At 66.7% G+C, this 19,397-nt stretch carries 15 protein-coding genes; 11 read left to right on the top strand and 4 right to left on the bottom strand.

The window, feature by feature from the left end:
* Position 1 precedes the first annotated feature (1 nt).
* The 3 genes from IM738_RS18545 to IM738_RS18535 all read right to left on the bottom strand — a co-directional run bounded on the left by IM738_RS18545 (position 2) and on the right by IM738_RS18535 (position 2,566).
* On the bottom strand, positions 2 to 661 hold the full coding sequence (locus tag IM738_RS18545) for a TetR/AcrR family transcriptional regulator (RefSeq protein WP_236962525.1): 660 nt from the start codon (positions 659 to 661) through the stop codon (positions 2 to 4).
* Between the two features lie 3 nt (positions 662 to 664).
* Positions 665 to 1,900 carry a patatin-like phospholipase family protein gene (locus IM738_RS18540; protein WP_236962524.1) on the bottom strand — a complete coding sequence of 412 codons (1,236 nt, stop codon included), beginning with the start codon at positions 1,898 to 1,900 and terminating at the stop codon, positions 665 to 667.
* A 123-nt stretch (positions 1,901 to 2,023) separates the two neighbouring features.
* On the bottom strand, positions 2,024 to 2,566 hold the full coding sequence (locus IM738_RS18535; protein WP_236962523.1) for a phasin family protein: 543 nt from the start codon (positions 2,564 to 2,566) through the stop codon (positions 2,024 to 2,026).
* A 214-nt stretch (positions 2,567 to 2,780) separates the two neighbouring features.
* Between IM738_RS18535 and IM738_RS18530 the strand changes: the two genes are divergently transcribed.
* The 11 genes from IM738_RS18530 to IM738_RS18480 all read left to right on the top strand — a co-directional run bounded on the left by IM738_RS18530 (position 2,781) and on the right by IM738_RS18480 (position 16,492).
* Positions 2,781 to 4,766, top strand: coding sequence for an SDR family oxidoreductase (locus tag IM738_RS18530; protein ID WP_236962522.1), 1,986 nt, complete (start codon positions 2,781 to 2,783; stop codon positions 4,764 to 4,766).
* Positions 4,767 to 4,921: 155 nt separating this feature from the next.
* Positions 4,922 to 5,833 (top strand): acetylglutamate kinase, encoded by a 912-nt coding sequence (argB, locus tag IM738_RS18525; protein WP_236962521.1) that lies wholly within the window; start codon positions 4,922 to 4,924, stop codon positions 5,831 to 5,833.
* 130 nt (positions 5,834 to 5,963) lie between these two features.
* Positions 5,964 to 6,656, top strand: a complete 693-nt coding sequence (locus IM738_RS18520) for a response regulator transcription factor (protein WP_236962520.1) — start codon at positions 5,964 to 5,966, stop codon at positions 6,654 to 6,656.
* Positions 6,640 to 8,115 carry an ATP-binding protein gene (locus IM738_RS18515; protein WP_236962519.1) on the top strand — a complete coding sequence of 492 codons (1,476 nt, stop codon included), beginning with the start codon at positions 6,640 to 6,642 and terminating at the stop codon, positions 8,113 to 8,115. Before IM738_RS18520 ends, IM738_RS18515 begins: the two co-directional genes overlap by 17 nt.
* A 110-nt stretch (positions 8,116 to 8,225) precedes the next feature.
* Entirely contained in the window at positions 8,226 to 8,891 is a 666-nt protein-coding gene (gene slmA, locus IM738_RS18510) for a nucleoid occlusion factor SlmA (RefSeq protein ID WP_442908443.1), read from the top strand.
* A gap of 318 nt (positions 8,892 to 9,209) precedes the next feature.
* Positions 9,210 to 9,920 carry a TetR/AcrR family transcriptional regulator gene (locus IM738_RS18505; protein ID WP_236962518.1) on the top strand — a complete coding sequence of 237 codons (711 nt, stop codon included), beginning with the start codon at positions 9,210 to 9,212 and terminating at the stop codon, positions 9,918 to 9,920.
* 36 nt (positions 9,921 to 9,956) lie between these two features.
* Positions 9,957 to 11,753 carry an acyl-CoA dehydrogenase C-terminal domain-containing protein gene (locus IM738_RS18500; RefSeq protein ID WP_236962517.1) on the top strand — a complete coding sequence of 599 codons (1,797 nt, stop codon included), beginning with the start codon at positions 9,957 to 9,959 and terminating at the stop codon, positions 11,751 to 11,753.
* Between the two features lie 5 nt (positions 11,754 to 11,758).
* Complete coding sequence (locus IM738_RS18495) at positions 11,759 to 12,196, top strand: DUF2147 domain-containing protein (RefSeq protein ID WP_236962516.1); 438 nt, start codon at positions 11,759 to 11,761, stop codon at positions 12,194 to 12,196.
* A 125-nt stretch (positions 12,197 to 12,321) separates the two neighbouring features.
* Positions 12,322 to 14,721 carry a 3-hydroxyacyl-CoA dehydrogenase/enoyl-CoA hydratase family protein gene (locus IM738_RS18490; protein ID WP_236962515.1) on the top strand — a complete coding sequence of 800 codons (2,400 nt, stop codon included), beginning with the start codon at positions 12,322 to 12,324 and terminating at the stop codon, positions 14,719 to 14,721.
* 143 nt (positions 14,722 to 14,864) lie between these two features.
* Complete coding sequence (locus IM738_RS18485) at positions 14,865 to 15,287, top strand: endonuclease domain-containing protein (RefSeq protein ID WP_236962514.1); 423 nt, start codon at positions 14,865 to 14,867, stop codon at positions 15,285 to 15,287.
* Complete coding sequence (locus IM738_RS18480) at positions 15,284 to 16,492, top strand: acetyl-CoA C-acyltransferase (RefSeq protein ID WP_236962513.1); 1,209 nt, start codon at positions 15,284 to 15,286, stop codon at positions 16,490 to 16,492. The genes IM738_RS18485 and IM738_RS18480 overlap by 4 nt, the downstream gene beginning before the upstream one ends.
* Before the next feature lie 597 nt (positions 16,493 to 17,089).
* On the opposite strand, the gene IM738_RS18475 is transcribed toward IM738_RS18480, so the two are convergent.
* Positions 17,090 to 19,381: a patatin-like phospholipase family protein gene (locus IM738_RS18475; RefSeq protein WP_236962512.1), complete on the bottom strand. Its 2,292-nt coding sequence runs from the start codon at positions 19,379 to 19,381 to the stop codon at positions 17,090 to 17,092.
* Positions 19,382 to 19,397: the final 16 nt, after the last annotated feature.

Raw genomic sequence — 19,397 nt, 5'->3', positions numbered from 1 at the left:
GTCAGACCGGGTTCTGGTAAGCGCCGGTGAGCTGCAGCAAATGCTGGCGCTGACCGGCTTCGAGGTAGGGCGCCAGCAGGTTGAGCACGTGTTGCGCACCGCGCAGCAGGGCTTTCTGGGCGTTGTCGGGTTCGAGCGCATGGCGCGGATCGCGCACGTATTCGAAGCTCAGCCAGTAGGTGAGCAGCACCACCATACAGTTGGCCGTGGGCTCCAGTTCGCGGGCATCGAGGTCGATGGCGCCGGCGCGGCTCATGCCCGAGAGCAGGCTGCGGATGGCGCGGGTCTTGTTCTTCAGCACGCCCTGGAAGCGGGTTTCGAGCAGGCGGTTCTTCGACAGCAGGTCGTTGAGGTCGCGGTACAGGAAGCGGTATTCCCAGACGATCTCGAACAGCGAGTGCAGGAAGAACCAGGCGTCTTCCACGTTGCGCACACCGTCGCTCGCCTGCAGCAACTCGCCCAGCGCCTTGTCGTAGCGTTCGAACAGCGAGTTGATGAGCTCGTCCTTGGCCGGGTAGTGGTAGTACAGGTTGCCCGGGCTGATGCCCAGCTCCGACGAGATCAGGGTCGTGGAGACATTGGGTTCGCCGAAGCGGTTGAACAGTGCCAGCGAGACCTCCAGGATGCGCTCGGCGGTGCGGCGGGGGGCTTTTTTTGCCATGGTTCAGGCGCGCTGCGACTGCAGCCGGTGCTGCAGGGTGTCGAGTGTGGCGTGCAGCCGGTCCAGCGCGGCGGGGCGCCTTGGACGCAGCGGTGCGAGCAGGCGGCGCTGGCGGTCGTGGATCACGTCCATGTCCAGCGTCACGCCATGGCGCTGCAGGCGCGGCGCCAGCGCCGATGCGCGCTGCCGCAAGAGCCTCAGCGTTTGCCGGTAGGCGTGTTCGGCCAGCTCGCGGCGCTGGCGGTAGCTGAAGGTGTTGGCGAAAAACAGCTCGGCGTCGCGCTGGTCGGGCTCGATCAGCACGATGTCGGTGTCGGGATAGGCACGCTCATAGTGCTTGAACCCCAGCGCCAGGCGCGAGTGGATCATGGAGCGGAAGGTCTGGCTCATCACCGCGGGCAGCCCGCCCTCCACCAGGGAGGGGATGCGGGTCGGGCGGCTGGCGCGGGGATCGGCGTGAAAGGGCACGAGCGGGTTCAGGCAGATCAGCAGGTCCACACCTTCATCCAGCGCCACCGTGGCGTGCACGGTCTTCTTGAGCGCACCGTCGACGTAATGTTTGCCTTCGATCTCCACCGGCGGAAACAGGCCGGGCAGGGCCGCGCTCGCCTGGATGGCGCGCGAGATCGGCACGTGGTCCCAGCCCGGCCGGCCAAATGGAGCGGCCTCGCCGGTGTCGAGTTCGGTGGCCACCAGGGTCAGGCGTGCGCGCAGGCGGCGGAAATCGTTGCTGCGACCGGGCTTGTCGAAGAGCCGTTGAACCTGCTCGTGGATGCCTTCGTTGTCAAACACACCCGTGGGCAGTGCGGCGCCCATGCGCTCGAAGGCGTTGGTGAGGCTTTTGCCCTGAGCCATCCAGGCCCAGAGCGCGCCACCGAGCAGGCCCGGCACGCGCCTGGCCCGATCGCCCAGTTCGTGCCACGCCGGCTTCATCAGGCTGGCCGGATCAAAGTGGTCGTCACCCAGGCGGTCTTCGATGAAGGCGTCGCAGAGCTGGCGCGGGGTGATGCCATTGGCCAGACCCGCTGCAATGAAGCCACCGGCCGACACGCCCACGTAGTGATCGCAGCCGTTGAAGTCCAGGCCCTTCAGTGCATCGGCCAGCGCACACAACGTGCCGATCTCGTAGATGGCGCCGAGCGGTCCACCACCGGCGAACGCCAGCGCGATGCGCGGCCGGCGCCTGTCGCGCGCCGGGCCCTTGGGTCGAGCGGCGGGGGCTGTGCGGGAGGGCGTCATGCGATTGAGTGTAGACCGCCCACGTGACCGGTCATGCTGCATCGCAGCACGACCTCGGGGCCAAAAAAAGGGGCGCCTCGCGCCCCGGATGCTGTGTGCAAACGGTGTGCACGGTCAGCGGTCTCAGGCCTTCTTGGCCCGGGCAGGGGCCTTGCGAGCGGCTGGCTTGGCGGCGGCTTTGGCTGGCGCTGCCTTGGCCGGCGCGGCTTTGCGAGCGGGCGCCTTGGGCGCGGCAACGGCCTTGATGCCCTGCTTCTGCACCAGCGCGTTCAGGGCGTCGATGCGCTCGATCAGGGCGTCGATGTCGCGCGCTGAGGGCACACCCAGCTTGTTCAGGGCCTTGGCGACGCGGTCTTCGAAGATGTTCTCCAGCTTGTCCCACTGCCCCGCAGCCTTGGACGAGATTTCGGTGGCCATGCCGCTCATGCGGTGGGTGGCTTCCGAGATGCGCTCTTCGGCCACGGCCTGGGTCTTGCGCTGGATCGACAGGCCTTCCTTGACCAGCGATTCAAAGGCTTTGCCGCCTTCTTCCTGGGCCTTGGAGAAGGCGCCGAGGCCGGCCAGCCAGATCTGCTGCGCGGAGTCCTTGATGGCGCCGGACAGGGGCGAGCCGGAGGTGGCGGTGCTGGCTTTGGAGGTGCCGGATTTCTGTGTCTTGGTGACCATGGGGGGCTCCGTTGAAAGTGGACAGGGGGTGTGCTCGACAGAGGGAAAAACCCTCTGCAACGGAATCAATGTAAGGGGGTGCCATGGGGCCTGTGTAGGGGTTCACGACTAAATCCTGGCCGCTTGCACACGGGTTTGTGCTGAACCCCAGGGCCACGGGCATGGTGAAGAATGGCGGGCTGTGCCCGAAACCAACGACCTCAGGAGAACCGCCATGCATTACTTCGTCACCGGTGCCACCGGCTTCATTGGCAAACGCCTCGTCAAGAAGCTCCTGGAGCGCAAAGGGTCGGTGGTGCACTTCCTGCTGCGCCAGGAAAGTGAAGCGAAGGTGGCGGCCTTGCGCGAGTACTGGGGCGTGAGCGCGGCGCGCGCGGTGCCGGTGTTTGGGGACCTCACGGCCAAGAAGCTGGGTGTGAGCGCCGAGGCTGTGAAGGCCTTGAAAGGGCAGATCGATCACTTCTACCACCTGGCCGCGGTGTACGACCTGGAGGCCGATGCCGAGAGCCAGATCGCGGTGAACGTCGATGGCACGCGCAACACCGTCGAGTTCGCCAAGGCCATCGGCGCCGGTCACTTCCACCACGTGTCCTCGATCGCCGCCGCCGGCCTCTACGAAGGCGTGTTCCGCGAGGACATGTTCGACGAGGCCGAGGGCCTGGACCACCCGTACTTCATGACCAAGCACGAGAGCGAAAAGATCGTGCGCCAGGAATGCAAAGGCCCTTGGACGGTGTACCGGCCGGCCGCCGTGGTGGGCGACAGCCGCACCGGCGAGATGGACAAGATCGACGGGCCGTACTACTTCTTCAAACTGATCCAGCGCATGCGCCAGATCCTGCCGCCGTGGATGCCCAGCGTGGGGCTGGAAGGCGGGCGCATCAACATCGTGCCGGTGGATTTTGTGGTCAATGCGCTGGACCACATCAGCCACCAGAAACGCGGCGGCGGCCAGTGCTTCCACCTGGTGGACCCGATGGGTTACCGCGTGGGCGACGTGCTGGACATCCTGAGCAAGGCCGCGCACGCGCCCAAGATGAACCTGTTCATCAACGCCGCGCTGATGGGCTTCATCCCGAAGAGCGTGAAGAAGGGACTGATGGCGCTGGCGCCGGTGCGGCGCGTCTACCGCGCGGTGATGCAGGACCTCGGCTTGCCCGAGGACATGATGACCTTCGTCAACTACCCGACGCGCTTCGACTGCCGCGAGACCACGGCCGCGCTCAAGGGCAGCGGCATCGCGTGCCCCGATTTCAAGGACTACGCCTGGCGCCTCTGGGACTACTGGGAGCGCCACCTCGACCCCGACCTGCACATCGACCGCAGCCTCAAGGGCACGGTGGCCGGCAAGGTGGTGCTGGTCACCGGCGGCAGCTCGGGCATCGGGTTGGCGGCGGCACACAAGTTCGCCGAGGCGGGCGCCGTGACGATCATCTGTGGCCGTGACCAGGACAAGCTGGATGAGGCCTGCAAGGAGGCGAAGGACAAGGGTTACCAGTTCATCGCCTACCCGGCCGACATCGCCGACATGGCCGACGCGGACCGTTTCGTGCAGCTGCTGATCGCCAACCACGGCGGCGTGGATTTCCTGATCAACAACGCGGGCCGCTCGATCCGCCGCGCGATTGAAGGCAGCTACGACCGCTTCCACGATTTCGAACGCACCATGCAGCTCAACTACTTCGGCTGCCTGCGCGTGACCATGGGCTTTCTGCCGGGCATGGTGGCCAAGCGCAAGGGGCACATCGTCAACATCAGCTCCATCGGCGTGCTGACCAACGCGCCGCGTTTCAGCGCCTACGTGGCCAGCAAGGCCGCGCTGGACGCCTGGACACGCTGCGCCTCCAGCGAGTTCGCGGACCAGGGCATCTCGTTCACCACCATCAACATGCCGCTGGTGCGCACGCCCATGATCGCGCCGACCCAGATCTACAAGAACGTGCCGACGCTGGCGCCCGAAGAAGCGGCCGACATGATCGCGCAGGCCTGCATCTTCAAGCCGGTGCGCATCGCCACGCGCCTGGGGGTGACGGGGCAGGTGCTGCACGCCTTCGTGCCGCGCATCGCGCAGATCGTGATGAACACGAGCTTCCGCATGTTCCCGGATTCATCGGCGGCCAAGGGCGAGAAGGGCGCGAAGTCGCAGTTGTCGCCGGAGGCGGTGGCGATGCAGCAGATGATGCGGGGCATCCACTTCTAGGGGCTTTCACACCCCTGCGGCGCTTTGCGCCACCCCCTCAAGGGGGCAACACCAACGGCCTGGCGGAGCCGGACCCGCGGTGTTCTGGTCGGCGGATCTGCTGCGCGGCGCGACCTACAATTTGGCGGCACTCTCTTTTCATCAGCCCACCCGCCATGACCAGCCCTGACCACACTCCCGTCGACCTCTCCCACATCCAGCCCCGCGAAAAGGCCGAGATCCTGGCGCAGGCCTTGCCCTACATCCGCAAGTACCACGGCAAGACCATGGTCATCAAGTACGGCGGCAACGCCATGACCGACCCGGCCCTGCAGCAGGACTTTGCCGAAGATGTGGTGCTCCTGAAGCTGGTCGGCATCAACCCGGTCGTCGTGCACGGTGGTGGTCCGCAGATCGAGACGCTGCTGCAGCGCCTGGGCAAGAAGGGCCAGTTCATCCAGGGCATGCGCGTCACCGACGCCGAAACCATGGAGGTGGTGGAGTGGGTGCTGGGCGGCGAGGTGCAGCAGGACATCGTGGGCCTGATCAACGCCGCCGGCGGCAAGGCCGTGGGCCTGACGGGGCGCGACGGCGCGATGATCCGCGCGCAGAAGCTGCGCCTGGCCGATCAGAAGGACCCAGGCCTGGAACACGACGTGGGCCAGGTGGGCGACATCGTCAGCATCGACCCCAGCGTGGTCCAGGCGCTGCAGGACGACCAGTTCATCCCGGTGGTCAGCCCCATCGGCTTCGGCGAGAAGAACGAGAGCTACAACATCAACGCCGACGTGGTGGCCGCCAAGCTGGCCACGGTGTTGCAGGCCGAGAAGCTGCTGATGCTCACCAACATCCGTGGGGTGCTGGACAAGGACGGCAATCTGATGACCGAGCTGACGCCGCGCCGCATCGACGAACTGGTGGAGGACGGCACGATCAGCGGCGGCATGATCCCCAAGATCGCGGGCGCGCTGGACGCGGCCAAGAGCGGCGTGAATGCCGTGCACATCATCGACGGCCGCGTGCCACACGCGCTGTTGCTGGAAGTGCTGGGCGACCAGCCCTTCGGCACCATGATCAAGAACCGCTGACATGGCAACTCGCACGCTCCTGTCCGGAGCGAGGCCTCCGATCCAGGGCGCCCGAGGATCCGGCTCCGCCGGTCCCAGGGCGCGTCCCCCTCAGGGGGAACGCGCGAAGCGCGGCAGGGGGAAGCACTAGATGAGGCTTTTGCTGGTCGAGGACGACGTGATGGTCGCCAGTGGCATGAAGCTGGGGCTCACCGACGCTGGCTACACCGTGGACTGGGTGGGCAGCGGTGAGCGGGCCGAGCAGGCGCTGGAGCGCGACAGTTTCGATCTGGCGATCGTGGACATCGGCCTGCCCGGGCTCAACGGCCTGGAGCTCACGCAGCGTTTGCGCGGGCGCGGACTCACCATGCCGGTGCTGATCCTGACCGCGCGCGACGCGCTGCACGACCGCGTGCAGGGCCTGGACCTCGGGGCCGATGACTACATGCTCAAGCCCTTCGAGCTGCCCGAGCTGCTAGCGCGCTTGCGCGCCCTGCTGCGCCGCTCGCAGGCCGCGACCTCGGCGGTGCTGGGGCTGGGGCCGCTGGAGATGGACACCGCGCAACGGCGCGTGAGCCTCGCCGGACAGCCGATGGAGCTGGGCCCGCGCGAGTGGACCGTGCTCGAATACCTGTTGCTCCAGGCGCCCAAGCCCGCCGCCAAAGACAAGCTGCTGGCCGCCCTGACCGGGTGGGACAAGGAGATCACGCCCAACGCGATCGAGGTCTATGTCTCGCGACTGCGGGCCAAGCTCGAACCGGCGGGCGTGGCGCTGCGCTCCATCCGGGGTTTTGGCTACCGCCTGGAGCTGATGGCGCCGCCGGACCATGCGCCCAAGGGCTGAGCGTGCCGCCTCGGACGGCCTGATCTGGGGCCTGCAGCGCCGCCTGCTGGTGATGCTGTTTCTCCCCCTGGGCATGGTGGGGCTGGTCAGCGTGTTCTTCCACTACCAGAGTGCCGGCACGGCGGCCCTGCAGCAGGACCAGCAGTTGCTGCGCCTGGTGCCGCTGCTGGCCGATTCGGTGGTGGTGAGCCAAGACGGTTCCGAGCCCCGCGCGCTGGGCACCGAGCTGGGGCTCGCGCTGCTCCTGGCGCCGCCGGTCGAGGAGTTTCTCAAAGAGCGGGAAGGCTTTGCGGCCTACGGTTTGATGGACGCCAGTGGCCGCTTGTTGCTCGGAGACGCCTGGCTGCCGACGGTGCTGCCATCGACCGGCGACGCGGAGTTTCTCAGCGTGGTCGAAGGCGGCGTCACCTACCGGGTGGTGGCGCAGCGCAACGCCACGGCGGCGGGCGATCTGATCGTGATGCTGGCCGACGGATCGGACGCGCGCCAGCACTGGCTCGACACGGTGCTGCTGCGTGTGCTGCTGCCCAACCTGTTGCTGCTGCTGGTGGCCGCTGCGGCCGTGACCTGGGCCGTGGCCCGGGCGTTGCGCCCCCTGATCGATCTGAAGGAGGCGGTGGAGCACCGTTCCCCGCGCGACCTGAGCCCCATCGACGCCGAGAGCGCGCCCGCCGAGGTGCGCCCGCTCGTGGCGTCGCTCAACCGCCTGTTCTCGCTGGTGAACGACCAGACGCAGGCGCAGCGCCGTTTTGTCGCCGACGCCGCGCACCAGCTGCGCACGCCGCTGGCCGGTCTGCAGGCCCAGGTCGAGGCCTGGGCGCAGGCCGCCCGCTCCATGGGCGCAGGCGACCTGCTGAGCCTGCGCGTGGAACAGGTGCAGCGCTTGCGGGACGCCACCCGCCGGACCTCGCAGCTGGCCAACCAGTTGCTCGCGCTGTCGCGCGCCGACAGCGTCAGCGCCGACACCCAGCCGATGGAGCAGGTGGACCTTCGCGAGCTGTGCGAGAACATCCTTGCGCTGTACCTCGATGCGGCCGCGAACAAGCAGATGGACCTGGGCATCGAGAGCCAGCCCGCGCAGACGCGCGGCCATGCCTGGCTGTTGCGCGAGCTGCTGATCAACATCGTGGACAACGCGGTGAAGTACACCCCGCCGGGCGGGCGCATCACCCTGCGTTGCGGGCAGGACGACACGGCGACCGGCTGGCGCGCCTGGATGGAGGTCGAGGACGACGGCCCGGGCATCGCTTGCGACGAACAGCAGCGTGTGCTGCAGCGCTTCTACCGCCTGCCCGGCACACAGGCCGAGGGCAATGGCCTGGGCCTGGCCATTGCCGACGAGATCGCGCGCGCGCATCGCACACAGCTTCAGCTGGCGGTGGGTGCGATGGGGCATGGCCTGCGGGTGCGGGTGAGTTTTGACGCGGTGACACCGCAGTCTGCCGCTGTCGCGCCCTGACTTCAGCGCGGGCGGAGGGCCGACGGGCCTGTGCGAGAATCAAAACAGGGAAGACACACCACGGGCAGGGACTCTCGCCCATCGCCGAAAACCAACGGACCTTTTCGCCCATGACCTCCAGCGCCCCCCTGCCCATGTCCGCCGCCGCTTCCGATGCCGCCGACAGCAGCGAAGGCGTTGGGCGCAAGCGGCCCAAGCCGGGCGAGCGCAAGGTGCAGATCCTGCAGGCGCTGGCGACCATGCTGGAACAGCCCGGCGCCGAGCGGGTCACGACGGCGGCGCTGGCCGCCAGACTCGAGGTGAGCGAGGCCGCCCTCTACCGCCATTTCGCCAGCAAGGCCCAGATGTTCGAGGGCCTGATCGAATTCATCGAACAGACCGTGTTCGGCCTCATCAACCAGCTGGGTGACCGCGAACCCGACGCGATCGTTCGTTCGCGCAAGCTGGTCAGCCTGCTCTTGCAGTTCGGTGAAAAGAACCCCGGCATGACACGCGTCATGGTGGGCGACGCGCTGGTGTTTGAAAACGAGCGGCTGCAGCAGCGCATGAATCTCTTCTTCGACAAGATCGAATCGGCCCTGCGCCAGAACCTGCGCGAAGCGGCCGTGCTCGTGGGCACCACCACGCCCACGGTCGATGCACAGGCCGACGCATCGGTGATCACCTCGTTTTGTGTGGGGCGGCTGCAGCGCTTTGCGCGCAGCGGTTTCAAGCGTTCACCCAGCGAAAGCCTGGACCACAGCCTGGCCATGCTGCTGCCCGACGGCCGGCTGTAGACGGATCACCCCCGCCGCGCTTTGCGCGACCCCCCCTAGGGGGCGGCACTGGCCGTCCGGCGGAGCCGGCCCGGCGGTGCCCTGGGCTGACCGCCTCGCGCGTCCGCACCAAGCCAAGCCGGATGCAAGACGGATGGCGCCAAGGCGTGCGGGTAAACCCGCACCGGAACGTTCTTCTCCGGACTTTTTAGGCCCTGGCCCCTAAACAATTTCGATGCCTGTGGCGTGCTGATCGCATGGGTGGCACGTTTTGCGGTAAAAATAGCACGACCGTTCGATTTACGAGCGGTTTGTTTTTTCAACCCATCACCCCGCTGCATGAGCATCTCTTCTTCCGTCAAGCGCGCCCGCCGTGAAACCGCCGAGGTTCGACCCCTGCAGAAGGGCCAGCAGACCAAGGCGGCCATCGTCGACGCCGCGCTCGGTCTGGCCACGCAGATCGGCCTGGAGGGCCTGTCCATCGGTGCCTTGGCCGAGGTCATGCAGATGAGCAAGTCGGGTGTGTTCGCCCACTTCGGCTCGCGCGAAGAGCTGCAGATCTCGGTGGTGCGCGAGTACCACACACGCTTCGAGGAAGAGGTGTTCTATCCCGCCATGAGCGCGCCGCGCGGGCTGCCCCGACTGCGCGCCATGTTCGACAACTGGATGAAGCGCACCTCGGTCGAGATCGACTCGGGTTGCATCTACATCAGCGGCGCGGTCGAGTTCGACGACCGGCCCGGCCCGGTGCGCGACGCGCTGGCCAGCTCGGTGAACACCTGGCTGAGCGCGATGCAGCGCGCCATCAACATCGCGGTCGAAGAGGGGCACCTGCGCGCCGACACCGACGCCGACCAGATGCGCTTCGAGATCCACTCGCTCATCTTGGCCTTGCACTACGAGGCGCGTTTCCTGCGCAGCCCCGATTCGCTCAAGCGATCGCTGGCGGCCTTTGAAGGCATCGTGGCCCGCTTCAGTGTAGCGCAGGCCGCCGACACCACCCCACCAGCACCCAGGCGCGCGCGAAAGAGCGCAGCGCCCAAGGTCTGATTCTTTTTGTTCGCAAACCCACAGGAGTTCATCCCCATGCCCGTCTACAACCCGCCCCTGCGCGACATGCAGTTTGTGATGCACGAAGTGCTGAACGTGACCGCCGAGTTCCAGGGCATGCCGCAGCACGCGGAGGTCGATGCCGACACCATCAACGCGGTGCTGGAAGAGGCCGGCAAGTTCGCCAGCGAAGTGATCTTTCCGCTGAACATCAGCGGCGACACCGAGGGTTGCAAGCTCGACCAGAAGACCCATGAAGTCACCACGCCCAAGGGCTTCAAGGAGGCCTACAAGACCTATGTGGACGGTGGCTGGGCCGCGCTCTCCTGCGACCCCGAGTTCGGTGGTCAGGGCCTGCCGCTGGTGGTGAACCAGTGCCTCTATGAAATGATGAACTCGGCCAACCAGGCCTGGACCATGTACCCCGGCCTCACGCACGGCGCCTACGCCTCGCTGCACACGCACGGCACGCCCGAGCAGAAGGCCACCTACCTCGCGAAGATGACCAGCGGCGAGTGGACCGGCACCATGTGCCTGACCGAACCGCACTGCGGCACCGATCTGGGCCTGATGCGCACCAAGGCCGAACCGCTGGCCGACGGCACCTACAAGATCACCGGCAACAAGATCTTCATCAGCGCCGGCGAACACGACATGGCGCCCAACATCATCCACCTGGTGCTGGCCCGCCTGCCCGATGCGCCTCCCGGCATCAAGGGCATCAGCCTGTTCGTGGTGCCGAAGTTCCTGGTGAACGCCGACGGCTCGCTGGGTGAGCGCAACGGCATCTACTGCGGCGGCCTGGAACACAAGATGGGCATCCACGGCAACGCCACGGCGCAGATCGTGATCGACGGCGCCATCGGCACCCTGGTGGGTCAGCCGCACAAGGGCATGCAAGGCATGTTCGTGATGATGAACGCCGCCCGCCTGGGCGTGGGCAACCAGTCGCTCGGCCTGACCGAGGTGGCCTACCAGAACGCGCTGGCCTACGCCAAGGACCGCATCCAGATGCGCAGCCTGACCGGCGCCAAGGCCAAGGACAAGCCGGCCGATCCGATCATCGTGCACCCCGACGTGCGCAAGATGCTGCTGACCGCCAAGGCCTACGCCGAAGGCGGCCGCGCGCTCGCCATCTACAGCTCGGTGCTGCTGGAGAAGGTGCACAACCACCCCGACGAGAAGGTGCGCAAGGACAGCGACGAGATGCTCTCGCTGCTGACCCCCATCACCAAGGCCTTCCTGACCGACAACGGCTACCAGGCCGCCACCATGTGCCAGCAGGTCTTCGGTGGCCACGGCTACATCAAGGAATGGGGCATGGAGCAGTTCGTGCGCGACGCCCGCATCAACATGATCTACGAAGGCACCAACACCATCCAGAGCCTGGACCTGCTGGGCCGCAAGGTGCTGGGCAACAACGGCGCCACGCTCAAGAAATTCGGCAAGCTGGTGGGCGCGCTGGTGATGGAAGAGGGCGTCAACGAGAAGATGGCCGAGTTCATCAACCCGCTGGCGGTGCTGGGCGAGCAGATCACCAAATTCACCATGGAGCTGGGCTTCAAGGGCCTGCAGAACCCCGACGAGGTGGGCGCCGCCGCGGTGGACTACCTGCGCGTGGCCGGCCACCTGGTGTTCGGCTACTTCTGGGCCCGCATGGCGCAGGTCGCGCTGCGCGAGATCGCCGCCGGCAACACCGACCCGTTCTACGTGGCCAAGCTGCAGACCGCGCGCTTCTATTTCGCCAAGCTGTTCCCCGAGACCGCGACGCTGATGCGCACGGCGCGCGCCGGCAGCAAGGTGCTGATGGATACCGACGCGGCCTTGGCATGACCGCCATGAAGACGACCGCCCTGACCGCGTTGCTGAGCCTTGCCGCCGTGTCCGCCTTCGCGCAGTCGACGCCGGCGGGCCTGTGGAAGACCATCGACGACGACACGAAGAAAGAGAAGTCGCTGGTGCGCATCACGGACAACAACGGTGTCTTCTCCGGCCGCATCGAAAAGCTGCTCGACCCGGACACCAAGCCCGACGCGGTGTGTGAGAAGTGCACCGACGACCGCAAGGACAAACCCGTGCTGGGCATGACCATCCTGCGCAACCTCAAGCAGAACAGCGATGACAAGGCCGTCTACGACGGTGGTGACATCGTGGACCCGAACAACGGCAAGGTCTACCGCACGCGCCTCAAGCCGGTCGACGGCGGCAAAAAACTGGAGATGCGCGGCTACATCGGACCGTTCTACCGCACGCAGGTCTGGCAAAGGATCGAATGACACCCCCGCCGCGCTCCGCGCGACCCCCAAGGGGGCGGCACTGGCGGCCCGGCACAGCCGGTTCCGCGGTGCCCCTCGAACAACTCCCCCTCACGCGTTGCATGACGCGTAAAGGAAACTGATTCATGAAACGATTCCAAGTGAAAAAAGTCGCTGTGCTCGGCGCGGGCGTGATGGGTGCGCAGATCGCTGCGCACCTGGTCAACGTCAAGGTGCCGGTGGTTCTGTTCGACCTGCCGGCCAAGGAAGGCCCTAAGAACGGCATCGTCATCCGCGCCATCGAGAACCTCAAGAAACTCAAGCCCTCGCCGCTGGGCGTGGTGAGCGACGCTGACCTGATTGGCCAGGCCAACTACGAAGAGCACATGGAGCAGTTGAAAGACTGCGACCTGATCATCGAGGCCATCGCCGAGCGCATGGACTGGAAGCTCGACCTGTACACGAAGATCGCGCCGTTCATTGCCGAACACGCCATCGTCGCGTCCAACACCTCGGGCCTGTCGATCACCAAGCTTTCCGAGGTGCTGCCCGAGGCGATCAAGCCGCGCTTCTGCGGCATCCACTTCTTCAACCCGCCGCGCTACATGACGCTGGTGGAGCTGATTGCCACGCCCACCACGCAGCCGCAGATCCTCGACGACCTGGAGAGCTTCGTCACCAGCGGACTGGGCAAGGGCGTGGTGCGCGCCAAGGACACGCCCAACTTCGTCGCCAACCGCATCGGCATCGCTGGCATGCTGGCGACGATGAAAGAGGTGGAGAACTTCGGTCTGACCTACGACGTGGTCGACGACCTCACTGGCAAGCGCCTGGGCCGTGCGAGCAGCGGCACCTTCCGCACCGCCGACGTGGTGGGCCTGGACACCATGGCGCATGTGGTCAAGACGCTGCAGGACAACCTGAGCCTGGAGACCGATCCGTTCTATGGCAGCTTCGGCACGCCGCCCGTGCTGGCCAAACTGCTGGAGCTCAAGAACCTGGGTCAGAAGACCAAGGCCGGCTTCTTCAAGAAGGTCGGCCGCGACATCCTTCGCTTCGACCTGGAGAGCGAAGCGTACGTGCCTGCGGGCGAGAAGGCCGACGAGGTCTATGGCCGCATGCTCAAGCGACCGGCCGCCGAGCGCCTGAAACTGCTGCGCAACGCCGAAGGCCCGCAGGGCCAGTTCCTCTGGGCCATCCTGCGCAACAGCTTCCACTACGCCGCCGTGCACCTGGCCACCATCGCCGAGACCGCGCGCGACGTGGACCAGGCCATGCGCTGGGGCTTCGGCATGAAGCAGGGCCCGTTCGAGCTGTGGCAGGAAGCCGGCTGGCTGGATGTGGCGAAGATGGTCCAGGAAGACATCGATGCCGGCAAGGCGCTCTCCAAAGCGCCGCTGCCGGAGTGGGTGTTCAAGGGGCCGGTCGCCGAGGCGGGTGGCGTGCACACCGCTCAGGGGTCGTGGAACCCGTCCAAGGGCGTGTTCGAGGCGCGCCGCAGTCTGCCGGTCTACGGACGCCAGCACTTCCCCGAGCTGCTGCTCGGCGAGGCCGGGCCGAAGTTCGAAACGGCCGGCACCACCATCGAAGAAAACGATGCCATCCGCATCTGGACGCTGGACGGCGAGGTGCTGATCGCCAGCATCAAGACCAAGATGCACGCCATCAGCCCCGAGGTCTGCGAAGGCCTGATGGCCGCGGTGGACCTGGCCGAGCAGGCATACCAGGGCCTGGTGATCTGGTCGGGCGACGAGCCCTTCAGCGCCGGCGCCGACCTGCAGGCCATGCTGCCGGCCTTCATGGCCGTGGGCGTGAGCGCCATCGAAGATGCCGAAGGCTTCATGCAACAGACCATGCTGCGCCTGCGCTACGCCAACGTGCCGGTGGTCAGTGCCGTGCGCGGCCTGGCGCTGGGCGGCGGGTGTGAACTGGCCGTGTACAGCGCGCGCCGCGTGGTGCACATGGAGAGCTACATCGGTCTGGTGGAAGTGGGTGTGGGTCTCGTGCCCGGCGCCGGCGGCCTCACCTACATCGCCCGCCGTGCGGCCGAGAACGCCGAAACCTCCACCGGCAAGGACCTGCTGCCTTTCCTCACCGAAGGCTTCACCGCCGCGGCCATGGCCAAGGTGGGTACGAGCGCGCTGGAGTCGAGAAAGCTTGGCTACGTGCTGCACTCCGACGTGGTCGTGCCGCACAAGGACGAGCTGCTGTTCGTCGCCATCAACGAGGCCAAGGCTTTGTTCAATGGCGGCTACCGCGCACCGCACAAGCGCCTGTTCCCGGTGGCCGGCCGCGACGGCAAGGCCACCATCTTGGGCAGCCTGGTCAACATGCGCGACGGCGGCTTCATCAGCCAGCACGACTTCCACATCGCCTCGCTGATCGCGGGCGTGGTGACGGGCGGTGACGTCGATCCCGGCACGCTGGTGAACGAGGATTACCTGATGACGCTGGAGCGCCGGGCCTTCTGCTCGCTGATCGTGCACCCGAAGACGCAGGAGCGGATTCTGGGGATGTTGAATACAGGGAAGCCGGTTCGGAATTGATGTGATGTATTTGGTGTGCTTGCCCCCATCCCAGCCTTCCCCCCAGAGGGGGAAGGAGCAAGACCCTCCTCAGGGGAAAGTGTCTGACCCCTTCCCCCTCTGGGGGAAGGTAGGGATGGGGGCTCTCCGCCAGCCAGACAACCATGCAAAACCAAGCCACCCCCAAAGCCCAAGTCAACGCCCGTGCCCTGCGGCGGGACATGACCGACGCCGAGCGCAAGCTCTGGTCGGGTCTTCGGGGTGAACAGCTGGGTTTCAAATTCCGTCGGCAACACCCGCTGGGCCCCTACATCGCCGATTTCGCATGCCTCGAACCAAAACTGATCGTCGAACTCGACGGCTCGCAGCATGCAGACAGCCAGACCTATGACATGGCTCGGGAGGCGTATCTCAAAGCCCAGGGCTTTGAAGTGCTGCGCTTCCCGTCCAACGCACCGTTCCAGAACCTCGATGGCGTGCTGAGCGCCATCCTTCATTCACTCAACAACCTGGCGGGCGTTGCCCCCATCCCTGCCTTCCTCCAGAGGGGGAAGGGGCCAGACACCGCTGAAGGAGCAAAACCATGAGCAAACAGATCCAAGACGCCTACATCGTCGCCGCCACCCGCACCCCCATCGGCCGTTCGCACAAGGGCTCGTTCAAGCACCTGCGCCCGGACGACCTGCTGGCCCACGCGCTGCGTTCGGCCATGGCCCAGGTGCCTGGCCTGGACCCGAAGGCTGTGGAGGACGTGATCTGCGGCTGCGCCATTCCCGAAGGGCAACAAGGCCTGAACGTCGCACGCATCGGCGCCATCCTGGCGGGCTTGCCCAACTCGGTGGGCGGCATCACCGTCAACCGCTTCTGCGCCTCCGGCCTGTCGGCCGTGCAGATGGCGGCCGACCGCATCCGCGTCGGCGAGGCCGACGTGATGATCGCCGCCGGCACCGAGAGCATGAGCATGGTGCCGATGATGGGCAACACGCCCAGCCTGTCGCCCACCATCTTCCGCAACACCGACGACGTGGAGAGCTACGGCATTGCCTACGGCATGGGCCTCACGGCCGAGAAGGTGGCGCAGCAGTGGAAGGTGTCGCGCGACGCACAGGACGCGTTCGCGGTGCAGTCGCACCAGCGCGCCGTGATCGCGATGAAGAACGGTGAGTTCACCGACGAGATCACGCCGGTGGAAGTGACCGACCGCAGCGTGGACCTGGAGACCGCCGAGGTCAGCACCACCAGCCGCATCATCAGCCTCGACGAAGGCGCGCGCCCCGACACCTCGCTCGAAGGCCTCGCCAAGCTGCGCACCGTGTTCGCCGCGCGCGGCTCGGTGACCGCCGGCAACAGCTCGCAGACCAGCGACGGCGCGGGCGCGCTGATCCTGGTGAGCGAGGCCGCCTTGAAGCGCTACAACCTCACCCCGCTGGCCCGCTTCGTGAGCTACGCGTCGCGCGGCGTGCCGCCGCACCTCATGGGCATTGGTCCGGTCGAGGCGATCCCGGCGGCGTTGAAGAACGCCGGCCTGAAGCAGGACGACATCGACTGGTTCGAACTCAACGAGGCCTTCGCCGCGCAGTCGCTGGCGGTGCTGAACACGCTGGGCCTCGACCCCGCCAAGGTCAACCCCATGGGCGGCGCCATCGCGCTGGGCCACCCGCTGGGCGCCACCGGTGCCATCCGCGCGGCGACCGTGGTGCACGCCCTGCGTCGGCACAACAAGAAGTACGGCATGGTCACGATGTGTGTGGGCATGGGGCAAGGGGCGGCAGGAATCTTCGAACGGCTATGAACAACCGGGGTGTAGTGAATGTCGTGGGCCTTTGAACAGGGTGCGAGGTGACTTCTGTCGCTTCGGCCTCACCTCCACATCCAAGCTGCTGAGCGATAGAGGAAATACCCCGGCGGAAGTCCTCCAATCAATAGAAGTGCGATGCATCGCTCCCACCTTTCGGACTTCGGTCCAACTTGCCATCCTCCGAGCACGTTGATTGAGATCTGGTGAAGAAGGGCATAGACGACAACTGGTCCCGCAAATGCAATTGTCAGCAGCACCCCAACGATGGCGAAAACGAGGTGCTTCAGGCCCCCGTTCCAGTACGAAGTCACCATGAATGCCAGAGCGAGGATGACAAATAAAGTCAGGTAGATCCCAAAGACGTGTCGTTTGTCCACTTTCTTCCTCTAAAAAAAAAAAGTTGAGGCTGCTTAGCAGCATGTCTACATAACGCAGTGCAGAAAAGTGTAAATCGGTAGTTGAAGTGAAGTGCCGAGCTCCTGACGCCTGAGGCTGCAGCGGCTGCGAGGGCCTCCGCATGTGGACAACGACCCGCGCAGAGGTGGAACCCCAGCCTGCGTTGCCAGTGCAGGCTGTTTGGGAGCACTGCATTCACGGTCGACCGAGGAACAGGTACAGCCCCGTGTAGCCCTTGGGCGCGCTGACCACGCCCAGGTACAGCGGGCCGACCCCGGTGTCGGCGCCGATGAACAGGCTGGTGCCGGTGCGCAGGCCCTTGAAGCTGATGTCGCGGCGGCTGGCCCAGGCGTTGCCTGCCTCGACCGACCCGCCGGCAAACAGGGCGCGCGCCACGCTCACGTTCCAGGGCAGGCGCTGGTAATAGGTGAGCCGCCCGAACAGCAGGTAGTTGCCCGCGACCTGGCCCACGCGGTAGCCCGAGAGCTGCTGGAAGCCACCGAGCGAGTACTCGTCGATGGCGCCGATCGGGATCTGTGTGGCGCGCGCGAAGCGGCCGCCGAGGTTGAAGCTGTGACGGCCCCAGGTGTGCACCGCCGTGCCGCTGGTCTCCAGCCGCGAGAAGCCGGTGCTGGCACCGCTGTCCAGGCTGCGCCGGCCAGCCGCCACTTCGCCCTGCAGGCGGTAGCCCGACGAGGGGAAGTTGGCGAAGTCCAGCTGGTCCGAGATCACCGCCGCGCGCACGCCGGCGTCGCGCCACTTCTGCGAGCTGATCACCTCGCCCGGGTCGAGCACGCCGGCCGACACCAGCTCGGGCACGGCCTTGTTCAGCCCCAGCTGCAGGCCCACGCGCAGGTCGCCGTAGCGCCCGAGCAGGCCGATGGGCCAGCCGATGTCGGTGCCCAGCCGCAGGCCCTGGCGCCGGCCGATGCCCTGCGCGCTGCCATCGCTGCCATACACCTCGACCCGCTTCAGGCTCGCGTCGGTGTAGGCCGCCACGAAGGCTTCGTTGGCCTGGCCCAGGGGCTGGTACAGCTCGGAGTAACCCGCCAGCGTCTCGCCCAGCTGCAGCCGGTTGCGCCACTCGGCGCCGAGGTCGTTGAGCCAGTGGCGGTTGTGGCTGATCAGCAGGTTGAAGGCGCCGCGCCCCTCGAAGTCTGTGCGCAGGTCCATGCCCAGCCGCAGGTAGTTGGGGCCCCAGTCGTTCTCGCGCAGGCTCACCACCAGCGTTTCGTCGGTGTTGCCGCGCTCGCGCTCCAGCCGGTAGTCCACGCGGTCGTAGTCGCCGCTGGCCGCGAGCTTCTGCAGGTCGGTCTCGATCTGCTTCACGTCCACGCGCTGCCCCGGCGCGGTGTCCAGAGTGTGCGCAAGTTGCTGCGCGCGCGCCTCGGGCACGCCCTCGAAGCGCACCGCCTTCACCTGGCCCATGCGCTCCGCGTAGGCCTGCGCGTTCATGCCGCGCGCCGCGCGCCATTGCGCGTAGCTGGCCTCGTCCACCGCAAAGCGCGCCAGCGCCTCGCGCATCGAGCGCGCGTGGTCGGTGCCGATGCCCACCAGCGCCTTGGCCTGATCAAAATCGGCCGAGGTCAGCTTGCCCAGCGGCGGCTCCAGCAGCAGGTCGCTGGGCGTGAGCGTGGCGATGCTGGCCTGCACGTTCTGTTCGGTCAGGATGTTGACCATCTGTGTCGTGATGCCCAGCAGGCTGCCCAGGGTTTCGCGCCCGGCCAGCGGCGTGCCGATGTTGACGGCGATGATCACGTCCGCGCCCATGCGCCGCGCCACGTCCACCGGCAGGTTGTTGACGAGCCCGCCGTCGCCCAGGATGCGGCCGTCCACTTCGAGGGGCGAGAACACGCCGGGCACCGACATGCTCGCGCGAAGCGCCGCCGCGAGGTCGCCGTGGTCCATCACCACCGCCTTGCCGGTCTCCATGTCGGTGGCCACCGCGCGGAACGGCGTGGGCAGGCCGTCGAAGGTGGCGAGCAGGCGGGTCGAGAGCGTGTAGCGGCGCAGCAGCATCTCCAGCGAGCGCGTGGACACCGCGCCCGTGGGCAGCCGGAACTCGCCGTCGCGAAAGCCCAGCTGCAGCACCGGCGAGAGCTCGAAGTCTTCTTCTTTGCGGCGTTGTGAGAGCAGCTGGCGCGGCTCGCGCCGCTCGAACACGTCGCCCCAGTCCACCGCGAGGATTTCGCGCTCCAGGTCGTCGGCCCCCATGCCGCTGGCGTAGAGCCCGCCGATGATCGCGCCCATGGACGTGCCGACGATGACGTCCACTGGCACCCGCGCTTCTTCGAGCACCTTGAGCACGCCCACGTGCGAGATGCCGCGCGCCCCGCCGCCCGAGAGCACCAGCGCCACGCGCGGCTTGCTCACGACCGCGGCATCGGGGGTCGTTGTGGTCTGCGCGAGGGCGGGGCTGGCGAGCAGCAGCGACAGCAGGCCAAAAGACAAGGCGCGGGCCAGCGAAGCAAGGGGATAAAGGCGCATGGGCGGCACTCGCAAA

This window comes from Hydrogenophaga sp. SL48 (assembly GCF_021729865.1).
Lineage (GTDB): Bacteria > Pseudomonadota > Gammaproteobacteria > Burkholderiales > Burkholderiaceae_C > Hydrogenophaga.
The sequence above is the reverse complement of the archived record's forward strand: the minus strand, read 5'-3'. Positions and strand labels throughout refer to the sequence as shown.